This is a genomic window from Sporosarcina psychrophila, from assembly GCF_001590685.1.
In the GTDB taxonomy this organism is placed as follows: Bacteria; Bacillota; Bacilli; order Bacillales_A; family Planococcaceae; genus Sporosarcina; species Sporosarcina psychrophila.
In genome coordinates, this window is record NZ_CP014616.1 from 4,508,021 (window position 1) to 4,530,315 (window position 22,295).

At 39.4% G+C, this 22,295-nt stretch carries 25 protein-coding genes; 15 read left to right on the forward strand and 10 right to left on the reverse strand.

The features are described 5' to 3' along the window. Positions 1 to 506: 506 nt before the first annotated feature. Complete coding sequence (locus tag AZE41_RS21130; protein ID WP_067213652.1) at positions 507 to 1,391, forward strand: EamA family transporter; 885 nt, start codon at positions 507 to 509, stop codon at positions 1,389 to 1,391. A gap of 95 nt (positions 1,392 to 1,486) precedes the next feature. Further along, positions 1,487 to 2,050, forward strand: coding sequence for a GNAT family N-acetyltransferase (locus AZE41_RS21135; RefSeq protein WP_067213653.1), 564 nt, complete (start codon positions 1,487 to 1,489; stop codon positions 2,048 to 2,050). Between the two features lie 820 nt (positions 2,051 to 2,870). Here AZE41_RS21135 and AZE41_RS21140 read toward each other — a convergent pair. Then, entirely contained in the window at positions 2,871 to 3,416 is a 546-nt protein-coding gene (locus tag AZE41_RS21140) for an NADPH-dependent FMN reductase (RefSeq protein WP_067213654.1), read from the reverse strand. Positions 3,417 to 3,604: 188 nt separating this feature from the next. Between AZE41_RS21140 and AZE41_RS21145 the strand changes: the two genes are divergently transcribed. From AZE41_RS21145 to AZE41_RS21180, 8 genes are all read left to right on the forward strand, one after another. Next, complete coding sequence (locus AZE41_RS21145) at positions 3,605 to 4,141, forward strand: RNA polymerase sigma factor (protein ID WP_231885741.1); 537 nt, start codon at positions 3,605 to 3,607, stop codon at positions 4,139 to 4,141. After that, a complete protein-coding gene (locus AZE41_RS21150; RefSeq protein WP_067213655.1) occupies positions 4,138 to 4,890 on the forward strand; it encodes a hypothetical protein in 753 nt (250 codons plus the stop codon). Before AZE41_RS21145 ends, AZE41_RS21150 begins: the two co-directional genes overlap by 4 nt. Positions 4,891 to 5,101: 211 nt before the next feature. Continuing rightward, a complete protein-coding gene (nikA, locus tag AZE41_RS21155; RefSeq protein WP_082786765.1) occupies positions 5,102 to 6,706 on the forward strand; it encodes a nickel ABC transporter substrate-binding protein in 1,605 nt (534 codons plus the stop codon). Between the two features lie 204 nt (positions 6,707 to 6,910). Beyond that, on the forward strand, positions 6,911 to 7,840 hold the full coding sequence (gene opp1B, locus AZE41_RS21160) for a nickel/cobalt ABC transporter permease (protein ID WP_067213656.1): 930 nt from the start codon (positions 6,911 to 6,913) through the stop codon (positions 7,838 to 7,840). 1 nt (position 7,841) lies between these two features. After that, positions 7,842 to 8,729, forward strand: a complete 888-nt coding sequence (opp1C, locus tag AZE41_RS21165; protein WP_067213657.1) for a nickel/cobalt ABC transporter permease — start codon at positions 7,842 to 7,844, stop codon at positions 8,727 to 8,729. After that, positions 8,692 to 9,513, forward strand: a complete 822-nt coding sequence (locus AZE41_RS21170; protein ID WP_067213658.1) for an ABC transporter ATP-binding protein — start codon at positions 8,692 to 8,694, stop codon at positions 9,511 to 9,513. The genes opp1C and AZE41_RS21170 overlap by 38 nt, the downstream gene beginning before the upstream one ends. Then, the gene (locus AZE41_RS21175) at positions 9,504 to 10,265 is read left to right on the forward strand and encodes an ABC transporter ATP-binding protein (RefSeq protein WP_067213659.1); all 762 of its coding nucleotides are present in this window, start codon (positions 9,504 to 9,506) and stop codon (positions 10,263 to 10,265) included. The genes AZE41_RS21170 and AZE41_RS21175 overlap by 10 nt, the downstream gene beginning before the upstream one ends. Positions 10,266 to 10,469: 204 nt before the next feature. After that, the gene (locus AZE41_RS21180) at positions 10,470 to 10,829 is read left to right on the forward strand and encodes a hypothetical protein (protein WP_067213660.1); all 360 of its coding nucleotides are present in this window, start codon (positions 10,470 to 10,472) and stop codon (positions 10,827 to 10,829) included. Positions 10,830 to 10,966: 137 nt separating this feature from the next. On the opposite strand, the gene AZE41_RS21185 is transcribed toward AZE41_RS21180, so the two are convergent. From AZE41_RS21185 to AZE41_RS21215, 7 genes are all read right to left on the reverse strand, one after another. Then, on the reverse strand, positions 10,967 to 11,398 hold the full coding sequence (locus AZE41_RS21185) for a GNAT family N-acetyltransferase (protein WP_067213661.1): 432 nt from the start codon (positions 11,396 to 11,398) through the stop codon (positions 10,967 to 10,969). A 59-nt stretch (positions 11,399 to 11,457) separates the two neighbouring features. Continuing rightward, positions 11,458 to 11,841 carry a YxiJ family protein gene (locus AZE41_RS21190; protein WP_067213662.1) on the reverse strand — a complete coding sequence of 128 codons (384 nt, stop codon included), beginning with the start codon at positions 11,839 to 11,841 and terminating at the stop codon, positions 11,458 to 11,460. Positions 11,842 to 11,872: 31 nt separating this feature from the next. After that, the gene (locus AZE41_RS21195; RefSeq protein WP_335339511.1) at positions 11,873 to 12,457 is read right to left on the reverse strand and encodes a class I SAM-dependent methyltransferase; all 585 of its coding nucleotides are present in this window, start codon (positions 12,455 to 12,457) and stop codon (positions 11,873 to 11,875) included. Between the two features lie 199 nt (positions 12,458 to 12,656). Beyond that, the gene (locus tag AZE41_RS21200) at positions 12,657 to 13,103 is read right to left on the reverse strand and encodes an NUDIX hydrolase (RefSeq protein WP_067213663.1); all 447 of its coding nucleotides are present in this window, start codon (positions 13,101 to 13,103) and stop codon (positions 12,657 to 12,659) included. A gap of 180 nt (positions 13,104 to 13,283) precedes the next feature. After that, positions 13,284 to 14,003, reverse strand: a complete 720-nt coding sequence (locus tag AZE41_RS21205) for an alpha/beta hydrolase (RefSeq protein ID WP_067213664.1) — start codon at positions 14,001 to 14,003, stop codon at positions 13,284 to 13,286. A gap of 96 nt (positions 14,004 to 14,099) precedes the next feature. Beyond that, positions 14,100 to 14,582, reverse strand: a complete 483-nt coding sequence (locus AZE41_RS21210; RefSeq protein WP_067213665.1) for a hypothetical protein — start codon at positions 14,580 to 14,582, stop codon at positions 14,100 to 14,102. Between the two features lie 35 nt (positions 14,583 to 14,617). Next, the gene (locus tag AZE41_RS21215; protein WP_067213666.1) at positions 14,618 to 15,331 is read right to left on the reverse strand and encodes a FadR/GntR family transcriptional regulator; all 714 of its coding nucleotides are present in this window, start codon (positions 15,329 to 15,331) and stop codon (positions 14,618 to 14,620) included. Between the two features lie 197 nt (positions 15,332 to 15,528). Here AZE41_RS21215 and AZE41_RS21220 point away from each other — a divergent pair, with 197 nt between their 5' ends. From AZE41_RS21220 to AZE41_RS21240, 5 genes are all read left to right on the forward strand, one after another. Next, on the forward strand, positions 15,529 to 16,911 hold the full coding sequence (locus tag AZE41_RS21220) for an FAD-binding oxidoreductase (protein ID WP_067213667.1): 1,383 nt from the start codon (positions 15,529 to 15,531) through the stop codon (positions 16,909 to 16,911). A gap of 14 nt (positions 16,912 to 16,925) precedes the next feature. Next, positions 16,926 to 17,918, forward strand: a complete 993-nt coding sequence (locus AZE41_RS21225) for a bile acid:sodium symporter family protein (protein WP_067213668.1) — start codon at positions 16,926 to 16,928, stop codon at positions 17,916 to 17,918. 267 nt (positions 17,919 to 18,185) lie between these two features. Continuing rightward, entirely contained in the window at positions 18,186 to 19,379 is a 1,194-nt protein-coding gene (locus AZE41_RS21230; RefSeq protein ID WP_067213669.1) for an alanyl-tRNA editing protein, read from the forward strand. Between the two features lie 54 nt (positions 19,380 to 19,433). After that, positions 19,434 to 19,691, forward strand: coding sequence for a hypothetical protein (locus AZE41_RS21235; protein WP_067213670.1), 258 nt, complete (start codon positions 19,434 to 19,436; stop codon positions 19,689 to 19,691). Positions 19,692 to 19,803: 112 nt separating this feature from the next. Continuing rightward, a complete protein-coding gene (locus tag AZE41_RS21240) occupies positions 19,804 to 20,622 on the forward strand; it encodes a purine-nucleoside phosphorylase (RefSeq protein WP_067213671.1) in 819 nt (272 codons plus the stop codon). A 62-nt stretch (positions 20,623 to 20,684) separates the two neighbouring features. On the opposite strand, the gene AZE41_RS21245 is transcribed toward AZE41_RS21240, so the two are convergent. Further along, positions 20,685 to 21,284, reverse strand: a complete 600-nt coding sequence (locus AZE41_RS21245; RefSeq protein ID WP_067213672.1) for a short chain dehydrogenase — start codon at positions 21,282 to 21,284, stop codon at positions 20,685 to 20,687. A 117-nt stretch (positions 21,285 to 21,401) separates the two neighbouring features. After that, a complete protein-coding gene (locus tag AZE41_RS21250) occupies positions 21,402 to 22,136 on the reverse strand; it encodes a sulfite exporter TauE/SafE family protein (RefSeq protein WP_067213673.1) in 735 nt (244 codons plus the stop codon). Positions 22,137 to 22,295 lie beyond the last annotated feature (159 nt).

Below are 22,295 nucleotides of genomic sequence, written 5' to 3' on the forward strand. Positions count from 1 at the left end.
TATTTTTCCCAATCGTATCATGGAACACGATTTACAGGAAGAGTACGGAAATATATCGCTTTAAAAGTTGAAATAAAGAATTTCTTCCAATCCCCTTCGGCGCTTTCGGAACACGCCTGTTGATTAACCAAAAGTAACTAGTGAATAACATGATCACCCACTGGGCGCTACGTATATAATTTACTTTGGATTGAATGACTTCTATACGATTACCGAGATGTCTGGATATGTAGGGATGCGACAGGCAACTATTCGCAATAGGATTACTGAAAAGAGTGTCGTGATAATTTCGCCGAAAGCGAACCGGAAATGATCCAGTGAAAACGGATTTTTCCAAGCCCTACTCACCAGTATTTTATACAAACAAATAGTTATTCAACAGACGTGACTTTATAATCGAATCATTACACCCCAAAATTTAAATTCTTGTTAGTTGTCTGACCTCTGACCTGTAATTCTTTCCCTAATCGTGGTATACTGTTTGGATGGAACGGGAGGATTTTCTTATGAAACAATGGATTTATCCACTACTTATCGTCTTTGCAGCAAGCTGTTATGGTATTCTTTCAACAATTATTAAACTCGCGATTCAAGATGGTTACACTGCTGCTGAAGCAGTAACGAGCCAATACTTTGTCGGTTTTTTCATAGCTCTACTTATCTTCGTCTTTGTACGACGTAAAGTCCCAAAGTTTGGCGGTGGTGTGACACTCCTTCTTGCAGGGTTATTTACTGCAACGACTGGTACGGTATACGGCCAAGCCATTGAATACATGCCTGCTTCTCTTGCGGTTGTTATGCTATTCCAATTCACTTGGGTAGGAATGCTGTTCGACTGTATCGCGAAACGACGCCTTCCAAAACGGATTGAAGTCATTTCACTTCTTTTCCTTTTCGGCGGTACAATTCTTGCAGCCGGTATTATCGATGCAGATCTTAGCGGAATTCCTTGGCAAGGTTGGGCATGGGGAATGGCTTCAGCTGTCAGCTTTGCATCATTCGTTATGATTAATTCACGACAAGTTGAAGGAATGGATACGGAAACGCGTCTACTGTTCACATCGTTTTTCGCAGCAATTGCAATCTTCTTTTTCCAATCGCCCGAAATCGTCTGGAACGGTACGTTGTTTAACGAAAATTTATGGGTATACGGTTTGATCCTAGGACTGTTCGGGATTGTCATTCCAATTTACCTCTTCTCAATTGCAGTGCCGAAAGTTGGGACTGCGATGACATCGATTTTAAGCGCAGCAGAACTTCCCGTTGCTGTCACCGCGTCCGTTATTTTACTGAGCGAAGCGCTGACAATTTTTCAAGTAATTGGTATTATTATTATCGTAATTGGTATGACGTTACCGACCATTGCGCAGAGAAGATTGAAATACAACTGATAGTTTCAACAGCCCACTGCACTTGCAGGTGGGTTGTTTTCTTTACAACAGGTAGTATTTGATATAATAGAGGATGTAGAAGGAGGTTTTTAATAATGGACATAACAATTCGACAAGCACAACCGACTGATGCCGAACAGGCTGCACCGCTTATTATCGACGCAATCGGTGATATCGCTAAAAGAATGACAGGCGAAACAGAATGGGACAAGGTAGAGCAGGAACTATGCGTACTTTTCAAGCGTGAGGATAACCGACACTCCCATCTCTATACATATATTGCCGAGCTGGATGGAAAAGTAGCAGGTATTATGGTGTTGTATGCAGGCGCAGATGCCCCTGAACTCGATCAAAATTTAAGTGAGTGGCTTGCTAAAAAAGGTGCTACTAACTCTGAAGTCGAAGCGGAATCGTTAGCTGACGAACTTTACATCGATACAGTTTGTATTGATCCTGCATTTCGCGGTAAAGGAATCGGTACGGAGTTGTTTGAGTACGCAGAAGAAGTCGCGAAACAAAAATACAGTACAAAGCTTTCTTTAAACGTCGAAACACAAAAAGAACCAGCTATCCGTCTATACAAACGGCTTGGTTATGAAATCGTCTCACCCTGGACAATCATTGGTGAACCTTTTCATCATATGGTGAAAATTGTATAACTAAGAAAAGCGCCGGAGTCTAGACATCACTCCAGGTGAAAAACTTATATTTTCTTTTACAAGTGTTGATTAACCAAAAACAACCAGTAAATAACTAAATCCAACACTAGGCACTTCTTGTACAATTACTTTGGATCGCTTTGGATTGAACGACCCCTATACGATTAACGAGATGTCTTGATGTGTAGGAATACGTATGGTGCTTATTCATCCGTCGCGCTCCAAATGCATATATACACAAAGTGCTAAAACTTTTCGGGACGAAAGAATAGCGGGGCTTCTTATCTGAATAGTAGCCGCCAAAAATACAATTTTGGCGGCTGAAGCCTTCTCCTTAGTCTTGTCTTTTTTAGTTAAGGAAGAGTCACTTTCTTATAATAGTCCATCGCATGATAAGGTGCATACTCTTTACTAATAGTAAGCAAGGAACACCTTGTACAAAGTACTAGAGTGCCCGAAATTGTATCTTCGGGCACTTACAACCTTTCTAAAGAGTCATCTACTCTTTTTTCAAAAGTAGCTGTATTTTTCACTTAAACGTTGTAGGAACGCGACAGGCAACTATTCGTAACAGAATTACTGAAAAGAGTGTGGCTAGGAATGACGAAGTCATTTCTAGCCACACTCTCCCCTCGGTAAAGTTGTCATGACTATTTCGCTGAAAGCGGACCGGAAATGATCAAGTGAAAATGGCGTTTTTCAAGCCTTTCTTACCTGCTCTTTATGCAAGAAAGTGGTTAATCAACAGACGTGACTTTCTTTCACTATACAAACCGCCCTTTCGTTTTCTATCCATTAGAAATCGAAAAGGCGGTTTTCTTTATTTACTTTCTTGCTCTTTTACGAAAGTAACAAACTTATCAACGACTAAATCCAAAAACTTGAGAGTGCCTTCATCTGTCAGATAACCATCTTGGAACTTTTGTCCGGCTGAGCCAATGAATATTTCATTTCCCGCAGGAGGCAGTGTAGTTGCTTGGATACTCCCTAATACTTGTCGCAAGTGCAATTGTGCTCTAACCGTCCCTAACACTCCTTGAGAAACTCCCATCGGCAATACCGGTTTACCTGCTATCGGCTTGTCCACTCTGGATAGCCATTCCAATGCATTTTTCAAAACGCCCGACATGGACCAGTTGAATTCAGGTGTGCTAATGAGTACAGCATCCGCATCAGCAACCATTTTCTTGTAGTTTTGTACTTTCTCAGAAGGTGACTTTTCCTCATCCTCATTGTAGAACGGCAAATTTCCGATATCCGCAATTTCTATTTCGAAAAGGTGACTGTATCTCTTTTCAACCGTTTTTACTAACTGCATGTTGAATGAATCTTTTCGTAAACTCCCGACAATCGCTACAATTTTCATCAAGTTCTCTCCTCTTTTTTACATATTCCATTCTTTAACATGTATTCTACACGATACCCACGATTCACATCTATCATTCGACTCAACTTTGCAAATTAAATTTCTTCCCTGAAAACTTTTTAGTGTTTCTAAGGGTAAGTATAGTAAGAGCAACAAAATACCGTTGTTTTGGAAGGAGTGAAACCCGAGTGGAGATAGAAAAATTGATACGAAACATACAGACCGGTGACAAAGACTCGTTTCGCGAATTTTACGAAGCATATGCAGACTACGCAATTCGAACGGCTTCTGCTATTACGCGCAACCGTGAAATGGCCAAAGATGCGGTACAAGAAACGTTCATCCGCGTCTATCGGCAAATCGGTAGCTACAACCCTGAATTGCCCTTTGACCCGTGGTTTTACCGGATTTTAATGAATGAATGTCTTCGTTACCTAAAGAAAGAGTCCCCTCTTTCAAAATTTGAACATCCCGACTTGGAAAATGACCCATCTCTTGCCGAAGAATCTTTCAATCAGCTATCCGATTTATACGATACGATTCAATCGCTTGATGACATACACCGAATTCCAATCATATTAAAGTATGTGAAGGGCTTTACCGAAAAAGAAATTGCGGACATTCTAGGGTTAAATCACAATACAGTAAAGTCACGGTTGTTTAAAGGGAGAAAACGACTAAAAGAACAGTTAGACCCGACGAATAAGGAGGAGGGATCACAATGAGTAACTTCGACGAACGAGCAAAAGAGGCTCTCGATAAACGGACTGAGCAAGAAACGCTTGGTCTAAAAGATGAAATATGGAACGGTCTAGAAAAAGAACTATTCAGCGAAGAGAACGTTAACAGAGGAGATGTGAAGAAAATGAAAAAGAAAAATCGTGTAATTCCAATTATCATTACAACTGCCGCCGCCCTTGTCATCGCATTCAGTTTACAAACGGATACAGGAATGGCATTCATGAAAGGTATTAAAGACATGTTCGTCCCAGAAAAGGAAATTACTCAAAGCATTGAAGGACAGGACGAAAAAACCGACGTTAATTTAAATGAAGGTGGAAACTCCGAGTACATCATCTATGTCGATGAAACACGCTATAAAATGATCAATGGCGATAAAGCAGACGTCATTACAACAATTGAACCCCTTCCAGAAAAGTACCCGGAAGTGACAATGGAAATTAAACAAGTAGCTGATCAGAAACCCGAAGATCTCGTTAAAAAGTTTGAAGCCGAGTTAAAGAAAGACTTCCCGGAGCTAAGAGCAGTCGAAACAGTGACAGAACCAGTTGAAGGTTATTTATTACACGGATTGAACGGTAGCGATTGGGATGCTAAAGTTGTTCATGCCTATGTCATCAGCAACGGCAAAGACGGTAGCTACATCATTACAGAAAACTATTTCCTCGAAGCTGCGGAAGGCCACGGAGCAAGGTTCCACCATATGTTGGAGAGCTTTGAGATCGTAGAATAATAACTTTTTTTTGAGCGGGCCGTCAAGAGACGGTCTTTTTTTTTTGAACGCTTGCATATATTTCACCATACCGTTTTGGTGGTTGGCCCCCTCTGAATTCCTAAATAGATATTGCATCGATATATTTTTCATGCTAAGCTAATTATCAAATCGTAATGATTACGATTTGATAAAGGAATCTGCAATACAAAAACTAAAGGGAGACTATGCTTTGAAAAACAAAAAAAGTTATTCTATATTCCTACTCATACTAACTGTAATTTTACTCTCGGCTTGCTTCGATAAAAAGGACGGCAATGTCCCGACCTCCAAAGCTAAGTCTACTAATGACCTTGTCTTTGCAAGTACAAAAGATATTCGAGACATTAACCCGCATCTCTATACAGGTGAAATGCCAGCCCAAAACATTGTATTTGAATCTCTGGTAATTAATACGGATGAAGGGATAAAACCTGCCTTAGCTGAAAACTGGGATATTTCGGAGGATGGTTTAACATATACTTTCTATCTAAGGCAAGGAGTTGTCTTTACAGATGGTGAGCCCTTTAATGCGGAAGTTGTAAAGATGAATGTAGATGCTGTAGTAGAAAATATTGAAAAAAATGCATGGCTGAATCTTGTGGCTGAAATCCAAGAAACAAAAGCTGTGGATAGGTATACATTCCAGTTAACACTGAAGAATCCCTATTATCCTACACTAGAAGAACTCGGCCTGACTCGCCCCTTTCGGTTTATTTCACCCAAAAGTTTTATCGCCGGAACAACAGCTAATGGAGTTAGTAGCTATGCAGGTACAGGTCCTTATGTGTTGACAGAGCATAAAAAAAATCAATATGCCGTATTTACGGAGAATGACAACTACTGGGGCGATAAGCCGAAAATCAAATCCATTAAATGGAAAGTTATGCCCGATCACCAAACCATACTTCTAGCCTTGGAAAAAGGTGAAATCGACCTACTATTTGGTTCCGATGGAGATATGGTAGATAACGATTCTTTCAAGGCGCTTTCTGAGCAAGACAAATACAGCACCGCTGTTAGCCGTCCAGTCGGTTCTCGAGCAATTGTCTTAAATTCACAAAAACCGATTACAAAAGATCCAATAGTTCGCGAAGCATTCCAATCTGCGATTAACAAACAAATGATTGCAGAGGGAATTCTAAATGGGGCGGAGCAAGTAGCTGATACCCTCCTTGCACCATCTGTCCCCTATGCCGATGTGAACTTATTAAAACAAGAATATAGTGAAGACAGAGCAAATGAATTGCTAGCAAAAGCCGGCTGGGAAATTGATAAAGATGGATACCGTTATAAAGATGGCAAAAAGCTTGAGATTACAATTTACTATAACTCCGATAACGCTCAGGAACGGACAATCAGTGAATCAATGCAGAATGATTTAAAACAAGTTGGTGCCAGTCTTAAAATCATTGGAGAAGAGAAACAAGCTTATTTTGACCGACAAAAAACAGGAGATTTCGATTTAATGTATTCACTATCATGGGGACTGCCTTATGATCCACAAACTTATGTATCGTCTTGGCGAGTGCCTTCTCATGCCGATTATCAAGCACAAGTAGGGCTTGAGAAAAAGGAATGGCTGGATCAAGTCATCACTGATCTTATGAGTGAACAAAGCGAAGATAATCGTAAGCAAATGTATAAGGATATCTTAACGTATATTCACTCCGAGAATATTTATATACCATTAACCTATTCTGTAACAAAGGCCGTTCATACTAAGGCGCTAAAAGGAGTTGATTTTAATGTCTCACAGTACGAAATTCCTTTTGAAAAAATGTACTTCGAAGAATAAAATCAAACGATCCTTTGATAGATAAATGTATTGAAATAAAGTATCCCATTTAAGGCGCTACAGCGCTCTGGGATGCCTCCCGCCCTAAGCCAAGCACTTTCGCTCAGTTTATATAGATATAGAATTCTCACCGATTATGCTTTTATAGACAGAGAATTGGCCGGGGATTTTACTTGATAAAATATCTTGTTAGGAGAAATATCCTTGAAAATATATCTATTAAAACGTGTGCTAGTTATCATTCCAATTATCCTTGGCATTTCGTTTTTAGCATTTGTACTGATCAACTTACGAACTAGCGATCCGGCAGAAATTGCAATGCGAGTAAACCAAGTTACACCGACAGAAGACATGATAGAGGCAATGAGAATTGAACTGGGTCTTGATAAACCCTATTTAGTCCGGTATTTTTCATGGCTCGGAAATAACCTTCAAGGGGACTTTGGTAACAGTTATGTAACGCATGAGCCTGTTGCTGATCAACTGGCAACTGCACTGCCGGCAACTCTCCAGCTCGCGTTCATTGCGTTAGTTATTATTCTTTCCTTCAGTATTATAATCGGCATGCTGTGCGCCATTTACGAAGGAAGCATCGGTGATAAAGTGATGCGCGCATTGATTTTCATCTCCACAGCCATGCCAAGTTTTTGGATAGGAATTCTTCTTATCTGGCTCTTTTCTGTCAAGCTGAATTGGTTCGACACTAGCGGTATGGAAAGGCCAAGTTCTGTTATTCTCCCTGCTGTCACGCTGTCTTTAGGATTTATTTCAACTTATGTCCGCCTTATTCGAAACAATATGATTAAAAACAAAAGTGAAAACTTTGTACTTTATGCTAGGGTTCGTGGCTTAAAGGAAAGCACAATCACCAGAAAAGTCTTTAAAAACTCTCTTCAAATTTCCATGACCGCCATAGGAATGTCGATTCCTAAGCTGATTGCTGGAACGGTTATTGTCGAAAATGTTTTTGCTTGGCCAGGTATTGGACGATTATGCGTTACTGCAATCTTTAATTCGGATTTCCCAATTATCCAAGCTTACATATTAATTATGGGCGTGCTGTTCGTTATATGTAATCTTCTAGTTGATATTCTTAATACAATGCTTGATCCACGCATGAGAAAGGAATTATAGTATGAATGTTTGGAGACGTTTAAAGACTGATAAATTGGCCATTCTTTGCTTATCATTGTTACTTTTGGTTATTACTGCCGGTATTTTCGCTCCCATTCTTGCACCTCATAATCCGTTAGAAATGAATATCCTTCAGAAATATGCAGGAGTCAGCCAAACCTACCCATTAGGAACAGACCAATTAGGACGATGCATTTTATCCAGACTTTTATTTGGAATTCGTACAACCGTCTTTTTCGCTTTGGTTACAATGTGCATTACGATTACGATTGGAACATTGCTTGGAATTATTTCAGGGTTCTTCCGTGGGAAAGTAGACGAAATTATAATGAGATTTTGTGATATTATGCTGTCTTTTCCATCAGAAGTCATGATTTTAGCGATTGTAGGGGTCCTTGGACCAGGCTTGTTAAATGTGGTAATTGCCAACATCCTTGCCAAATGGGCTTGGTATACACGTATGATCCGATCCGTGGTTATTCAATATATAGACAAAGATTATATACGCTTCGCTAAGGTATCCGGTTGTAGCACAGGACATATTATGAGAAAACATTTACTTCCTGGTGTATCAGGCGAAGTAGCGGTATTTGCAACCCTTGATACGGGATGGGTTGTTTTAAATATCTCTGCACTCTCCTTCCTAGGTTTAGGAGTACAGGCTCCGACACCAGAATGGGGCATGATGTTAAATGAAGCGAGAAACGTAATGATTACCCATCCAGCACATATGCTTGCTCCAGGACTTGCAATTGTAATTGTCGTTGCTGCGTTCAACTTCCTTGGCGACAGCTTACATTCAGCCATAAATCCTAAACACTTTCAGATGAAAAAGAAAAGGAGTCGCTTGAATGTCTTTACTAGAAGTAAAAAAGCTATCCGTTATTGACACGAGAAGTGGGCAGCAGATTGTACAAGATTTAAATTTCACTCTTAAAGAGAACAGCTGCCTCGGAATTGTAGGTGAAAGCGGAAGTGGAAAATCAATAACCGCAAGAGCAATCCTCGGTTTAACTTCCCCATGGTTGGATGTTACGGGTGAAGCCATTTTTAATGGAATGAACTTAATCGGACAATCAAACGGGGTGATGAGAAAAATCCGGGGACAACAAGTCTGTATGATTCTTCAAGATGCAATGACAGCTTTTAATCCACTCAATACTATCGGCAGACAAATGAGTGAGACATTTCGCGAAAACTTAGGGGTTAAAAAGAAGCTCGCTATAGACATGGCAAAAGTTGCGTTGCATCGTGTACATATCCATCATCCCGAGCAAGTTTTGAAGATGTATCCACATCAACTGTCGGGAGGGATGCTACAGAGAGTAATGATTTCTATTGTGATTATGATGGAGCCGGATATCATAATAGCCGATGAGCCCACAACAGCAATCGACTCCATAAATCAACGTGATATTGTAGAGCAATTCAAGTTGCTACGCGAACTCACAGGCACTTCGATTATCTTCATTTCCCACGATTTAGGGGTTGTTCAATATTTGTCAGATGAATTGCTGGTCATGCAAAATGGAAAATGTCTAGAATACGGAAAGACTAACGAAGTCTTTTCCTCCCCGAAGCATGGTTTCACGAAGTATTTAATCAATATCCGATTGAGCCTAACAGAGCCGTTTCAGCAATCTATGACGTCGGGAGTATTATCATGTTTGTAAACGTTGAGAACGTATCAAAAAGCTATAATAAAGACGGTGGTTTTTTTATAAAGTCTAAAACTGAGGTTTTGAGCGATATTAGCCTTCAGATTAAAAAAGGCGAATGTCTAGGGTTAATTGGTGAAAGTGGAAGCGGTAAGAGCACGCTGAGCAAAATCATTCTTGGTCTAGAGAAACCAGGTCGGGGCAGAGTAATGATTGAGGGAGAACCTTTTTCTAGATGGATTAAGAAGAATAAAGGGAAAATGAGTGTAGTATTTCAAGATTACACCTCGTCTGTAAATCCACAATTCACAACCCGAAGTATAATTGCAGAACCACTAATTGCTCTAGGAGATAATAAAAATCTAGATGAACGGATCGCTGAGCTCCTATCTAGAGTCGGGCTCCCACTTACAATGATCCATAAATATCCGCATGAGTTGAGCGGAGGACAACTTCAGCGTGTTTGTATTGCACGTGCCATTGCAACTAAGCCTAAATTTATTGTTCTTGATGAGGCCATCAGTTCCCTGGATGTTTCGAGTCAGGCGGAAATTCTTCAACTACTACGCGATATCAAGGATGACATGAATATGACTTACCTGTTTATAACTCATGATCTTCAGGTCGTCGCTAATATTTGCAATAGAATTCTTTTTCTATATCAAGGAGAAATTGTTGAGGAATTAGAAAGCTCCAATCTACTACTTGCAAAAAATGATTATGCGAAGAGGTTGCTAAATTCAGTAATGCTCTTTAATGTTCCGTGATTGCTTCGCTTAAAAAGCCTAGGGTAATAGAATAACGACAGCGTAAAGAGGATGGGTGATACACCATCCTCTTTTTTATGTTCATTGCAAAGAAATAGCGTGTTTCGATGCATAATCGCAGGGTTCAAAGGGTATAGTTTAACTATATAGCCTTTTCTAAGAGGGTCATTCTATAGGTGGTTTTGATAAGGGGGTTGAAACGAGATGGACTTATTCTTAGTCGTAATAGACGTACTCGTCGTTATGTCCTATATCTTACTTATTGCTTTAATTTCCCCGACTATGATGCGATTTATCAAGAAACGAAACTACGACATATTTTTTCAATTGTTACCTGTTGTATCAATAGTTTTTGCGAGTAGCGTTATCATTTGCATTGGTTATGGTGGTTTTAAAGAAACTCTTTTTTTCCAGTTAACAAGCATCTTCTCTTTTTTATTATTGTTATCTCTGCTGTTCTTGACGTTGATAATGAAAAAACTATGGAAAGAGAACTATGAAAGATTAATAACTTGGTTAGTCTCTATTCGTATAAAAGAGATACGTTTTCTGAAAGCCAAGTAAGGCAAAGGAGTAAGTAGTCTATTATCGCTTTCGAATTGTAATCAGATAAAATAATTATACGTTTGTCTACAATCTTAGATACGACTATTAATTAGTCGTATCTTTTTTTATATTTTTGTCTCTTACTATATTCATTCTCAAATGTATGATTCACAAAATCTTTTCTGCAAAAAGTATTGCTTAAACCCTTTTGGATGATCTTCAATTACACCGAAAACTTCATAGCCATTTTTCTGATAAAATTCAGGAGCTTGAAAGCTGAATGTATCTAAGTGAATAAGCCTACATCCTTTAGCTTTTGCGAGACTTTCAATCTTTTCCAATAAAATACTCCCATAACCTTCTTCCCTAACACTTTCATCGACCCATAAAAAGTCAATATGCATATGACGCCAAAATATATCTCCTGTAATTCCACCCATTACTTCTCCTTTGTCATCCTTTATAACAAAGCTAATACTTTCCCTTGAGGTTTTAAGTTCGTTCGGGAGCTGTTCCATATTATATTCTATGACCTTACTTCTTATATAGTCGCTATCGTCTTGATTCCATTGTTCAATTATCTTCATACTATTCCCTCCTAGTTCCATTCCTTTTATTCGAAAAACAAACACCGAAACTCAACCGTTCACTTATAAGATAAATAATCTACTAATAACTCCCGTGCTTTTTCATGATTCATATACTCAGCGTAAAACGTTGGATAATTTATCATGCTTTCTTGTAAAAAATAATATTGATGAAAAATATCATAAAAAGTCAATTGAAGCCAATCTATTTGACCTTGTGGAATTGCTTGCAGCTTCCCCCTGAGAACATAACTCAGGCTTCCGACAATATTCATCCAGTAGGTATTCAAATCAGCTGTCAGGATATCATCCGGGTTTAGTTCTTTAATGAAGTCATGCTGTATTTTATAAATATCACTATATGGAAAAGGGGTATATAAACTTTCTTTTATGGCTAGCAATTCTTTATAAATAAGTTCTTTTTCTATTTTTAACACCGCCATTTTAATTTTCTTCTTAAACTTCTGCTAACCTTTACTTACTGCATGCAAATACTAAAAATAATGGGATTCTCATTCGTCTTCTATACTCTTCCTCACTTTTGAAGTTTTCAAGACGCGGGCTACATTCATTTATTTCCTCTAGTTTAAATCCTGCACGTTTCAATTCCTTAAAATATTCTTCTATTGTACGATGATATTTAACAACTTCTTTTTCATTCCAAGGCTCTATGCGTTTTCCAGTATGGAAATAATCATCTGCCTTCCAATCTGCACGTGCCGATTTTGTTGCACTTTGTACTGAAGAAGTTAAAATTGGATGTTGAACACTAAAAACAAATTGCCCATCTACTTTTAAGGAACAATACACCTGCTTAAACACAAATTCCAAGTCTTCTAAGTAATGCAGTGCTAGTCGAGAAACAACCAGGTCATATTGTTCTTGTGGAAAATCCCAGGTTTCCATTGACGAGTGTTGAATTTTACTAGCAGTATAATCTAAGACGCTTACTGCCTTTTGGACCATGTTGAGTGGACCTTCCACACCTTCATAAAATGAACATCCCTGTTTTATCAGCTCTAATCCAAATTCGGCATCGCCATAGCCTAAATCCAGCACCTTTTCCCACTAACATCTCCAATTAGCTCCATTAACAACGGCTTTTCGATGATATTGTTTGGACTTTCCGCTCTATGTCTTCTTGTTAAATAATTTCCAAATGATTCATCATCGTCATAAACTGCATTGCCTTTATATTCCAAAAGAATCCCCTTATCTACGAAATGAAAATTGCTAGTCTATTCCCCAATTTATTAATTTAATCCACTATATATCCTACTTTTTGCAAGATTTTTAAAGTTGTATAGTTCAAACTTGGTAATGAATTTAAAGGAAAATACGATAGCTCTATACTCTCCTCGTCTTTTGTAAGTGTTCCAGTAACTTCTGTTGCTTTGTAAACAGCAGTTGCATTATATATCTCGTCACCATGTGGAAATTTAAAATATAATTCTTTTCCAGAAACTACTCCCAAAAGTTCTAATTGATTTGCTACAAGACCAGTTTCTTCAAATAACTCCCTTTTGGCGGTCTCTTCAAATGTGTCGCCCATCTCCATACCTCCACCAGGAATACCCCAATCTTTTGTATCTGAACGTAATTGCAATAACAATTCATTTTCCAGATTCATTATGATTATTGCTGATCCCGGGGCAATAATAGGTTTTGTTCCTATGAATCCCCTTAAATACTTTATGTAATTCATGACATTCTCCCTTTTGCATAAATTTCGGATCTATATATGTGAAATAAAGAACCCCATTTAATTCGCTAGGCCGCCTTCACACAGTTTAAATAGGCTTTCATTTGTTTAACATATCTAAGTCAATTTCATGTTTATTTATTTTTAATTAGAATGATCAATCTTCAAAAAAATCACCCCACATCATATACTTATTTCATTCAACCATATAATCAAACCCTGCAACATATCTGAAGTAAACTGGTGATCGACGCCCTTGTATATTAATAGCTCCACATCTTTTCTTCCTTCATTTTCAGTAAGGTAGTTAAAGTAATCTTTTTGACCATCTAAAGAAACAGTTTTATCTGAGTCACCATGTATAAGAAGCACAGGTGAATCACAATTCTTCTGTCCAATGGGATCAAACTTTTCAAGGATCATTTCCAGTTCCAGTGGTATATCTGGTCGATTATCCATCTCCCTGAAGATCTTTTCTGACAATAAAAATGACCCTGATCCGTTAATATTTGCTAAACCGCCTACGTTTTCTTGTGAGGCAAAAATACCATTAGCTATAAAACCACCCATAGAACTGCCCGCAAGTACTGTCTTTTGCTTAGAAATTTTTAATTCATTAAAAAAGTCATTAAACTCAGCAATACTTTCGATAATTGTTTTCCAAAAATAGTTTTGAAGAGTATCTTTCTCAAAATGTTTTTTCAATGGATTTCTAGTATCATGGTAAAGGATTTCTGGCATTATTACGGTATGTCCTTCTTTGGTAATCTCTTCAGCAAGACTTTGAAAACTGTCAACATCAGTCCCCCAGCCATGGTAAAAGATTACCGTTAATGCACTTTTATTAATGGCAATTGGTTCAAATATATTGTATTTAAAGTGTTTAATTTTTATCTTTTCCACTGGAATATCCTCCCCCGATTCCCACCCTACTAACTATTAGAAAGTAAACTATATAATGGTATCGACTTATCTTCTTAAGATAGAGTTAGTATCCTATCATTTTTGAATTAACACCAAATAATAGTATTTTGCATCATTTAATGAATGATTCAATTCGAGAGTTGTTTGAAAAGCGACGTAGAATGCAATTCCCCCAAGAGCACCAATAATCAGTAGGAGTAGAGCTTCCTTAAGCATTTCTTTTTTCTTTTTCTGTGCAATGACTACTGTTATTACTATAAGTAGCAAGTAACACACGGAGAGTATCAGCCTTAACTTTTGCGCACTGATGTCTCCAACTACATTCATGAACCTATGTAAGTCCGCCTGATTTTGTTCACTTTCTTTAATCACAGATACATTGCCTTTGTAACCAATCTCCCACGTGAATGTTTCGTGTTCCATTATTACCGTATATTGATAGCTACCCGCCTCATCCTCTCTGATGATTTGAGAACTTGCAATAGCTTTATGTTGCGAATTTAGGATTAGGAAGAGCCCTGTAAACACCAGCATCATAAGTAATAATTTACTTTTCAACTGCGTCGCCTCCTTCGATAATAATAAGTACTTTTTCATTCAAAAGTCGGCAAAAATGTTTCGCTTAATTCTCTCCGAACACGCGTAATATGCTCTTCCATTAGTTTCTTCGCTTCCTGAGCATTGCCCGATGCGATTGCTATATAAATCTCCTTATGTTCCTCGAATGTATCCTCATAGCGATCATCATCTAAAAACCGGTGTTTCCGTGTCGCACGAATTGTATCCTCCATTCGTTCAGTCAGCGTTTGGACCAAATTAATAAGTAATTTATTATGAGTAGCATAGACAATTTGCAAATGAAAATGCAGATCATCCTGTACCCCCGCTTCTGCATCTTGCCCCGATACAGCCATTTGTTCTAGTGACTGACGAATCTTTTCCAAGTCTGCTGAAGTTGCTCGTTGTGCGGCAAGAGATACCGATTCAACTTCCAACGCACGGCGCAGCTCCAACATTTCATAGACCAAATTGTTTTCGGCTTGAATAATTGTAGTTGAAAGTGCATCACTTACTAACTGAACTTCAGACGTTTTGATGAAACTCCCCCCGCCTTGTCTGATTTCAATAGCACCGCTAATCTCTAATGCCTGAAGTGCCTCTCTCACAGACGTCCTACTCACACCAAACCGACTTGCCAATTCTCTTTCGGGCGGCAATTTATCACCCGATTTTAGTTTTCCATTTAAAAAGAACTTTTCTATCTTTTCAACAATAACTTCGTAGGTCTTTTTCTTCTGCAGATTCAACGATTTCCCCCCTTACATCGAACCTCTTTCGTGACTTTAACGATATCAATTAAATTTGGAATAAACAATATCCCGAAATAATCGTTGCACTGTTCAGATTATTAGGTATAATGAAAAGTGGTTGGACCAAAATTTAAAATTTCGAATTACATAAAATATTGGTATGACAAATTAGTTGATTAAGGAGAGAAAATATAATGAAAATTTCTACAGTAAATATAGTTGAAGCGTTAACAAAAATACTTAAGAACGAGCAGGTAACCATCAATGAAACCGTAAGAGAGCTTCATGGCAGGGATGAATCGTATCACGCGGCAAGACTTCCGGACATTGTTGTTTTTCCAGAATCAACTGAAGACGTAAGTAAAGTAATGATAGTATCAAAAGAATACCAAGTTCCGGTCATTCCATTCGGTCTCGGTTCAAGCCTGGAAGGACATGTAATCCCTTCAAAAGGAGGAATCACGATTGACTTCTCGCTGATGAACAAGATTATTGAAGTTCGAGAGAATGACTTTCTCGTTAAAGTACAGCCTGGTGTAACCCGTACACAGTTAAATAAAGAACTGAAAAAGCACGGGCTGTTTTTCACTGTCGATCCGGGAGCGGATGCAACACTTGGTGGAATGGCGGCAACAAATGCAAGTGGAACAACGACCGTCAAATACGGCGTCATGCGTGATCAAGTCCGTGATTTGGAAGTTGTGATGGCCGATGGAACAATCATTCATACTGGGAATATGGCCGCGAAGTCTGCATCTGGCCTTCATCTGAACGGTCTGTTCGTAGGATCTGAGGGCACGCTTGGTTGCTTTACGGAATTAACACTACGCGTATACGGAATTCCAGAACACGTCACGGCGGCCCGAGCTTCCTTTGCTACTGTCAATGACGCGGTCGAAGCTGTTGTGTCCATTCTACAGGCTGGTATTCCGATCGCACGGGTTGAGTTAGTCGATGAACCATCTATAAAACAGGCGAATCTTTACAGTGAAACCAACTACAAAGAAAAACCAACACTATTCTTAGAATTTCATGGGAATGAAGCAGGATTAAAACAAGACGTTGACTTCACAAAAGAAATTGTTAAAGACCATCATTGTGAAGACATCGAATTTGAAACGGACAACGCGGGACGCAACAGACTATGGGAGGCGCGGCATAATTTAGCCTATGCCTTCATCCACGGCTATCCGGGGAAAAAGATGATGGTAACGGATGTTTGTCTCCCGATTTCAGAGTTAGCAGGTGCCGTTGAACATGCACGTGAAACGGTCGAGTCACTTGATTTGACTGGCGGAATTGTCGGCCACGTAGGCGATGGTAATTTCCATGTACTACTAATGATGGACATGAACAATGCCGAAGAACTTGCGAAAGCCGATGAGTTGAATGAACGAATCGTCATGTATGCGCTTGAGCGTGGTGGCACATGTACTGGAGAACACGGGGTTGGGATTGGTAAACAGAAATATCAGGAACGGGAGCACGGTGCTGCACTCCTCGTTATGGAAAAAATAAAAAAAGCACTTGATCCAGACAATTTATTGAATCCAAATAAAAACGTGAAGATGGACTAGGGAGGATATCTACTATGAAAATACTTGAAACGCTTAGCACAATTGCAGGGAAATATTTTGCCTTTTGGGTTATCGCAATTGCCGTAATTGCATTTATGATCCCAACGCCCTTTTTAGGGTTGGGCGGCTATATTACGATTTTACTAGGTGTTGTCATGTTCGGAATGGGACTGACGTTAAAGCCCGTTGATTTCAAAATCGTCCTAACAAAACCGCTACCTGTAATTGTCGGTGTCGGTGCCCAGTTCATCATCATGCCCCTAGTTGCATTCGCATTAGCTCACTTGCTCAAGTTGCCCCCTGAATTGGCGGCGGGCTTAGTGCTTCTCGGGTGTGTTCCAGGCGGTACGGCTTCCAATGTTATGGTCTATCTTGCGAAAGGAAATCTTGCGTTGTCAGTTGCAATGACTTCCCTTTCCACTTTATTGGCTCCAGTCGTCACACCACTTTTGTTGCTTTTACTTGCGGGACAATGGCTACCCGTTGATCCAGTTTCGATGTTCAAGTCAATCGTCCAAGTGATTATCATCCCAATTATATTAGGGTTTGCCGTCCAAAAGCTTTTCCCGAAAGCTGTCGAAAAAAGCATTTCGATTGTACCACTCATTTCAGTAACGGCGATTTTAATCATCGTATCAGCCGTCACTGCCGCCAATGCGGATAATGTTGCAAGTTCAGGACTCGTTGTTTTCATCGCCGTTTTCCTTCATAACGGATTCGGTCTACTACTTGGCTATTTGACAGCGGTAATGCTCGGCCTGAACGAAAATGATCGACGAGCCATTTCAATTGAAGTTGGCATGCAAAACTCTGGATTAGGCGTGGCTTTGGCGACTGCTCACTTTAGCCCGCTTGCAGCACTGCCGAGCGTTTGGGGCGCGATCTGGCATAACATTTCAGGTCCAATCCTCGCCACGATCTGGTCAAAGAAACCGATTGTTGAAGAGAAAGATGAACCCGATGATGCACCGGAAGTTACGGTTTTAACTCCTTCTGAGAAATTGTAAGAATGAACATAGGACTTGTTTTGACTTAGTATCTTTATTATAAATTTGTTATCACCGTCTCCATGGTTGTTATCACCGCTATAGGATAAGTTATCACCGCCTTGGAGCAGTTTATCACCGCTACGAACGGGGTTATCACCGCCATGGTTAAAAAACACCGCAAGAATAGGGGGTTTCTCAAAAGTCGAGTTTTCGACCAACGAGAAACCCCCTTCTTTTCTGTATAATGTTAATATATACAAAACAAAGAGTGGGAGTCGATTGTCTATGTTAAAAGAACGTGTGTATTATGCAGATCCATATTGCAAATTGTTTACGGCTCAGATTATTAAAGCGGCACAAGATGCAGAAGGAAATCACTATGTCGTGTTAGACAATACAGCGTTTTATCCGACAGGCGGCGGCCAACCGCATGACATGGGGACATTGAATGGGATTCAAGTACTCAATGTAGAAGAAGTAGAAGATGAAATTCGCCATACATTGGCTGAAAGTCTTGGTTCTGCAACAGAAGTAGAGGGCGCTATCGACTGGAAGCGACGCTTTGATCATATGCAACAACATGCAGGACAGCATATTTTATCAGCAGCGTTTGTTGAATTGTTCGGTTATCCGACGGTAAGTTTCCATTTAGGTAAAGAAATTGTGTCGATTGATTTGAATATGGAGGATGTATCTCCAGAGCAATTGGACGAGGTGGAAAAATTAGCGAATGACATTATTTCAGAAAATAGACTGATTGAAATAGAATGGATAACTGAAGATGAGCTTCATCACTCTCCCCTTCGTAAGCAACTAGCAGTGACAGACGAAATTCGACTTGTCATAATCCCTGATTTTGACTATAACGGTTGTGGTGGTACACATCCAAGTACCACTGGACAAGTAAGTGCACTGAAGATTTTATCGACTGAGAAGCATCGAGGCAAAGTGCGCGTACATTTCGTATGCGGTGGACGTGTGTTACAACAATTGCAACGAAAAAATCAGGTATTAGCGGAAACGTCCAGATTATTAAGTGCCCCGGACGATGGTGTTGCGGTTGCAGTACAAAAGTTATTAGAAACGAATCATTCACTTGAGAAATCGTTATCGGATACGCAAGAAGCACTGTTAGCATTTGAAGCGCAAGCATTATTGAAACAACAGGAAAATGGAGTTGTGAAAGCACTCTTTACAGATAGAACTGTCCAGCAACTACAGAAACTTGCCCGGCTTCTTGTGACTGAATCAGATGAAGTAATTGTACTTCTCGTTGCTGAAAGTGATAATCGATTACAGTTTGTCGCGGCTCGAGGAGCTTCTGTAGAAACAAGCATGAAACTAATCGCATCTGCTACACTTCCCCTGATTAACGGAAAAGGCGGCGGGAATGATGCGTTTGTCCAAGGTGGCGGTGAACGATTGGTATCCGCAAAGGAGTTACTGACTGTGATGGAAGACTCATGTGACGAAAACTAAGGTATATGAAACTTTGGTTAAATTGAAACGTAAATAGAGAAAGGGGTGATTATTTTGAAAAAGTATCTGATCTTTATCATTAGTTTTGCAGCGTTGTATACGCTATTCCAACTTTCATCAGGAGCAATTCTTACCGCTCTCTATAAGCCTGATATATCTTTAATGCAATCTACATCGAATCAAGAAGCCATATATGGAGGGAGTTCTACTATTCCCTTATTATTCATCCTCCTATCATCAACAATTGCCTACTTCCTTTCGCAGAAACTAGGTAGAACTTCAAAAGCATCTGATGAACTTGCGAATCCTTGAGTTGGTACCAACCTACAATGAACCATTCTTGATTCTTTTTAGTACAAGCACTAAACTATGAAAGCATCGCTATTAATAAACAATTCCATAGAAATAACAGGAGGTACTATTAATGCATAAAACAGAAGAAATTTTAGAAGCTAAAAATTACATTCTTAGTAAAACAAAAGAAGTTCCCGAAATCGGAATTATCCTAGGTTCTGGATTGGGCGGCCTTGCCGATGAGATAGAAAACGGAGTTGTCATTCCATACGAGGATATTCCTTTTTTCTCGAAATCAGCTGCAGTTGGTCACGCAAATGAATTAGTTATCGGGCGTTTAGAAGGTAAAACAGTCGTGGCTATGAAAGGACGTTATCACTTCTACGAAGGGTATTCTTTAGACGAAGTTACCTTCCCTGTCAGAGTGATGAAAGCATTAGGTATAGAAAAACTAATTATCACGAATGCGTGTGGAGCGGTAAATACTGACTTTAATCCGGGCGAGTTAATGCTAATTACAGATCATCTTAATTTAGTTGGCATTAATCCATTGATTGGTAAAAACAACGATGATTTAGGAACGCGCTTCCCAGACGTTTCTGAGGTTTATAATCGCGAAATGAGAGAAATAGCGTTAAAAGTAGCGCGTGAGAATGACATTACATTAAGAGAAGGCGTCTATGGTTGGTGGAGTGGCCCTATTTACGAAACACCTGCTGAAATCCGTATGATTCGCATTTTAGGTGGAGATGCAATTGGCATGTCAACAGTGCCTGAAGCAGTTGTTGCGATTCATTCAGGGCTGAAGGTATTAGGAATATCTTGCTTAACGAATATGGCGTGTGGGATTCTAGATGAACCATTAAGTCATGAGGATGTCATAAAAGTTGCTGCTCAATCTCGAAGTGCATTTGTACATTTAATTAAAAACGTCTTGCAAGAGATTTAAAGAAATTAATAAATACGAAAAGCCTTCTGAGAAACACTCCCAGAGGGCTTTTCACATGCTTATTAATAGACTTCAAAGTTCTGACCAGTTTGTAGGCCAAAGACACTTTTTTCAAAAGCAAGAACTACACGCCTTACAGGTACTGCATCAAACCCTTGGAAAAGGGTGCCGAATTTGTGTATCGACTCTTGTAACACATTTGGACTTACGCTATTAATGCGAATTCCTCTTGGCATTTCAATAGCCGCAGCTTTAACGAATGCCCTGACGCCGCCGTTTGCCAGAGCCGCTGATGCTCCTTTCGCGATTGGGTCATCCATCATAACCCCCGTCGTTAAGGTGAAACTCCCACCATCGTTCATATTATCAAAACCTAAAAGCACTAGATTGACTTGCCCTTTCAGTTTGCTATCAATCCCGACGTCATTCAACTCGGGTGTCATATCCGTAACTGCGTCGAAATGAGCACGACCTGCTGCATTAATCACCGCGTCAACTTTGCCAACCTGTTCATACATCTTTTTAATGCTCTCTACTGACGTAATATCAACAGATACATCGGCACCATTTCGTCCCGCACGAATTACCTCGTGATTTTTCTCCAGTTCTTTAGTAACCGCATTACCAATCGTTCCACTTGCACCTACGACAAGTATTTTAATATGTAGCCCCCCTTTTTAAAGTATCTAGCTTCAATTAGTTATTGTTCCATCATACTTATCAAATGCACTACTTATGAAAAATACCCCAAATGAATTTTCTTTGTTCTTAAAAGTGCCTCACCCAAAATACTTCACACCAATCTGTATAATCAGGAGCACGGTTACGATACGTAGTAGTGGTTTAACATGCTCTGTTTTCAATTTACGTGCGAGACGAACACCAAGTTGTGCACCACTTATCGAACCAAGCATTAATGCAATTGTGAGTGGCCATATTATTTTCCCCGTCGAAATATAACTGATTGAGGCGCCGAAACAGCTTGAAAAAATCATGATACGAGACAAGCCGACTGCCCTCAAGTAAGAAACTTTCAATCGAGCAAATAAATATAACGCTAACGTTCCGCTACCCGGTCCAAAAACGCCGTCGTAAATACCAATTCCATACAATGAAGTGGCACTTTTTTTAGTTGCACGAAAGGATTCATTACCGTCAAAATCCGCTTTTCCAAGAAATGATGAGATGAATGCGAACGTTAATAGTATAATCGCGATAACAATCATCCATTCTTCTTTCAAAAAGGAAGCGATAACTCCGCCTGTAATTCCTCCAGCAAGACTGATTGGAACAACCGTAAATGCTTCTTTGACCGTTACTTCTTTATTTTTATAAATCACAAGAAAACTTGAAAATGAGCTCACTGTGTTTGATACTTTATTGGCCCCAATTGCTGAGTGAACTGGCAATCCCATCAGCAGCATGGCCGGCAAACTGATAAGTCCTCCACCTCCTGCTAATGTACCAAGTGTTGTTGCAGCAAATCCGATGAAATAAAGCAAGATGTATTCCATATAGCATCCTTCTTTCAGTGAAAACCTCTATATGACTAGCATATTCAACCTTGGTCCATAAGTAAATTCAATTGTACGAATGAAAGTACATTCGAAAAATGAATGAGCCAATCCATATAAAGTACTCAAAATGCGCGCTGGGGCTGTTGCTCCATAATA

Coding starts and splice junctions, on each gene's coding strand:
- AZE41_RS21220 (WP_067213667.1), top strand. CDS start 15,529: ATGAAAATTTCTACAGTAAATATAGTTGAAGCGTTAACAAAAATACTT.
- opp1C (WP_067213657.1), top strand. CDS start 7,842: ATGAATGTTTGGAGACGTTTAAAGACTGATAAATTGGCCATTCTTTGC.
- AZE41_RS21240 (WP_067213671.1), top strand. CDS start 19,804: ATGCATAAAACAGAAGAAATTTTAGAAGCTAAAAATTACATTCTTAGT.
- AZE41_RS21250 (WP_067213673.1), bottom strand. CDS start 22,136: ATGGAATACATCTTGCTTTATTTCATCGGATTTGCTGCAACAACACTT.
- AZE41_RS21185 (WP_067213661.1), bottom strand. CDS start 11,398: ATGAAGATAATTGAACAATGGAATCAAGACGATAGCGACTATATAAGA.
- AZE41_RS21190 (WP_067213662.1), bottom strand. CDS start 11,841: ATGGCGGTGTTAAAAATAGAAAAAGAACTTATTTATAAAGAATTGCTA.
- AZE41_RS21225 (WP_067213668.1), top strand. CDS start 16,926: ATGAAAATACTTGAAACGCTTAGCACAATTGCAGGGAAATATTTTGCC.
- AZE41_RS21180 (WP_067213660.1), top strand. CDS start 10,470: ATGGACTTATTCTTAGTCGTAATAGACGTACTCGTCGTTATGTCCTAT.
- AZE41_RS21140 (WP_067213654.1), bottom strand. CDS start 3,416: ATGAAAATTGTAGCGATTGTCGGGAGTTTACGAAAAGATTCATTCAAC.
- AZE41_RS21150 (WP_067213655.1), top strand. CDS start 4,138: ATGAGTAACTTCGACGAACGAGCAAAAGAGGCTCTCGATAAACGGACT.
- AZE41_RS21130 (WP_067213652.1), top strand. CDS start 507: ATGAAACAATGGATTTATCCACTACTTATCGTCTTTGCAGCAAGCTGT.
- AZE41_RS21135 (WP_067213653.1), top strand. CDS start 1,487: ATGGACATAACAATTCGACAAGCACAACCGACTGATGCCGAACAGGCT.
- AZE41_RS21230 (WP_067213669.1), top strand. CDS start 18,186: ATGTTAAAAGAACGTGTGTATTATGCAGATCCATATTGCAAATTGTTT.
- AZE41_RS21200 (WP_067213663.1), bottom strand. CDS start 13,103: ATGAATTACATAAAGTATTTAAGGGGATTCATAGGAACAAAACCTATT.
- AZE41_RS21175 (WP_067213659.1), top strand. CDS start 9,504: ATGTTTGTAAACGTTGAGAACGTATCAAAAAGCTATAATAAAGACGGT.
- AZE41_RS21170 (WP_067213658.1), top strand. CDS start 8,692: ATGTCTTTACTAGAAGTAAAAAAGCTATCCGTTATTGACACGAGAAGT.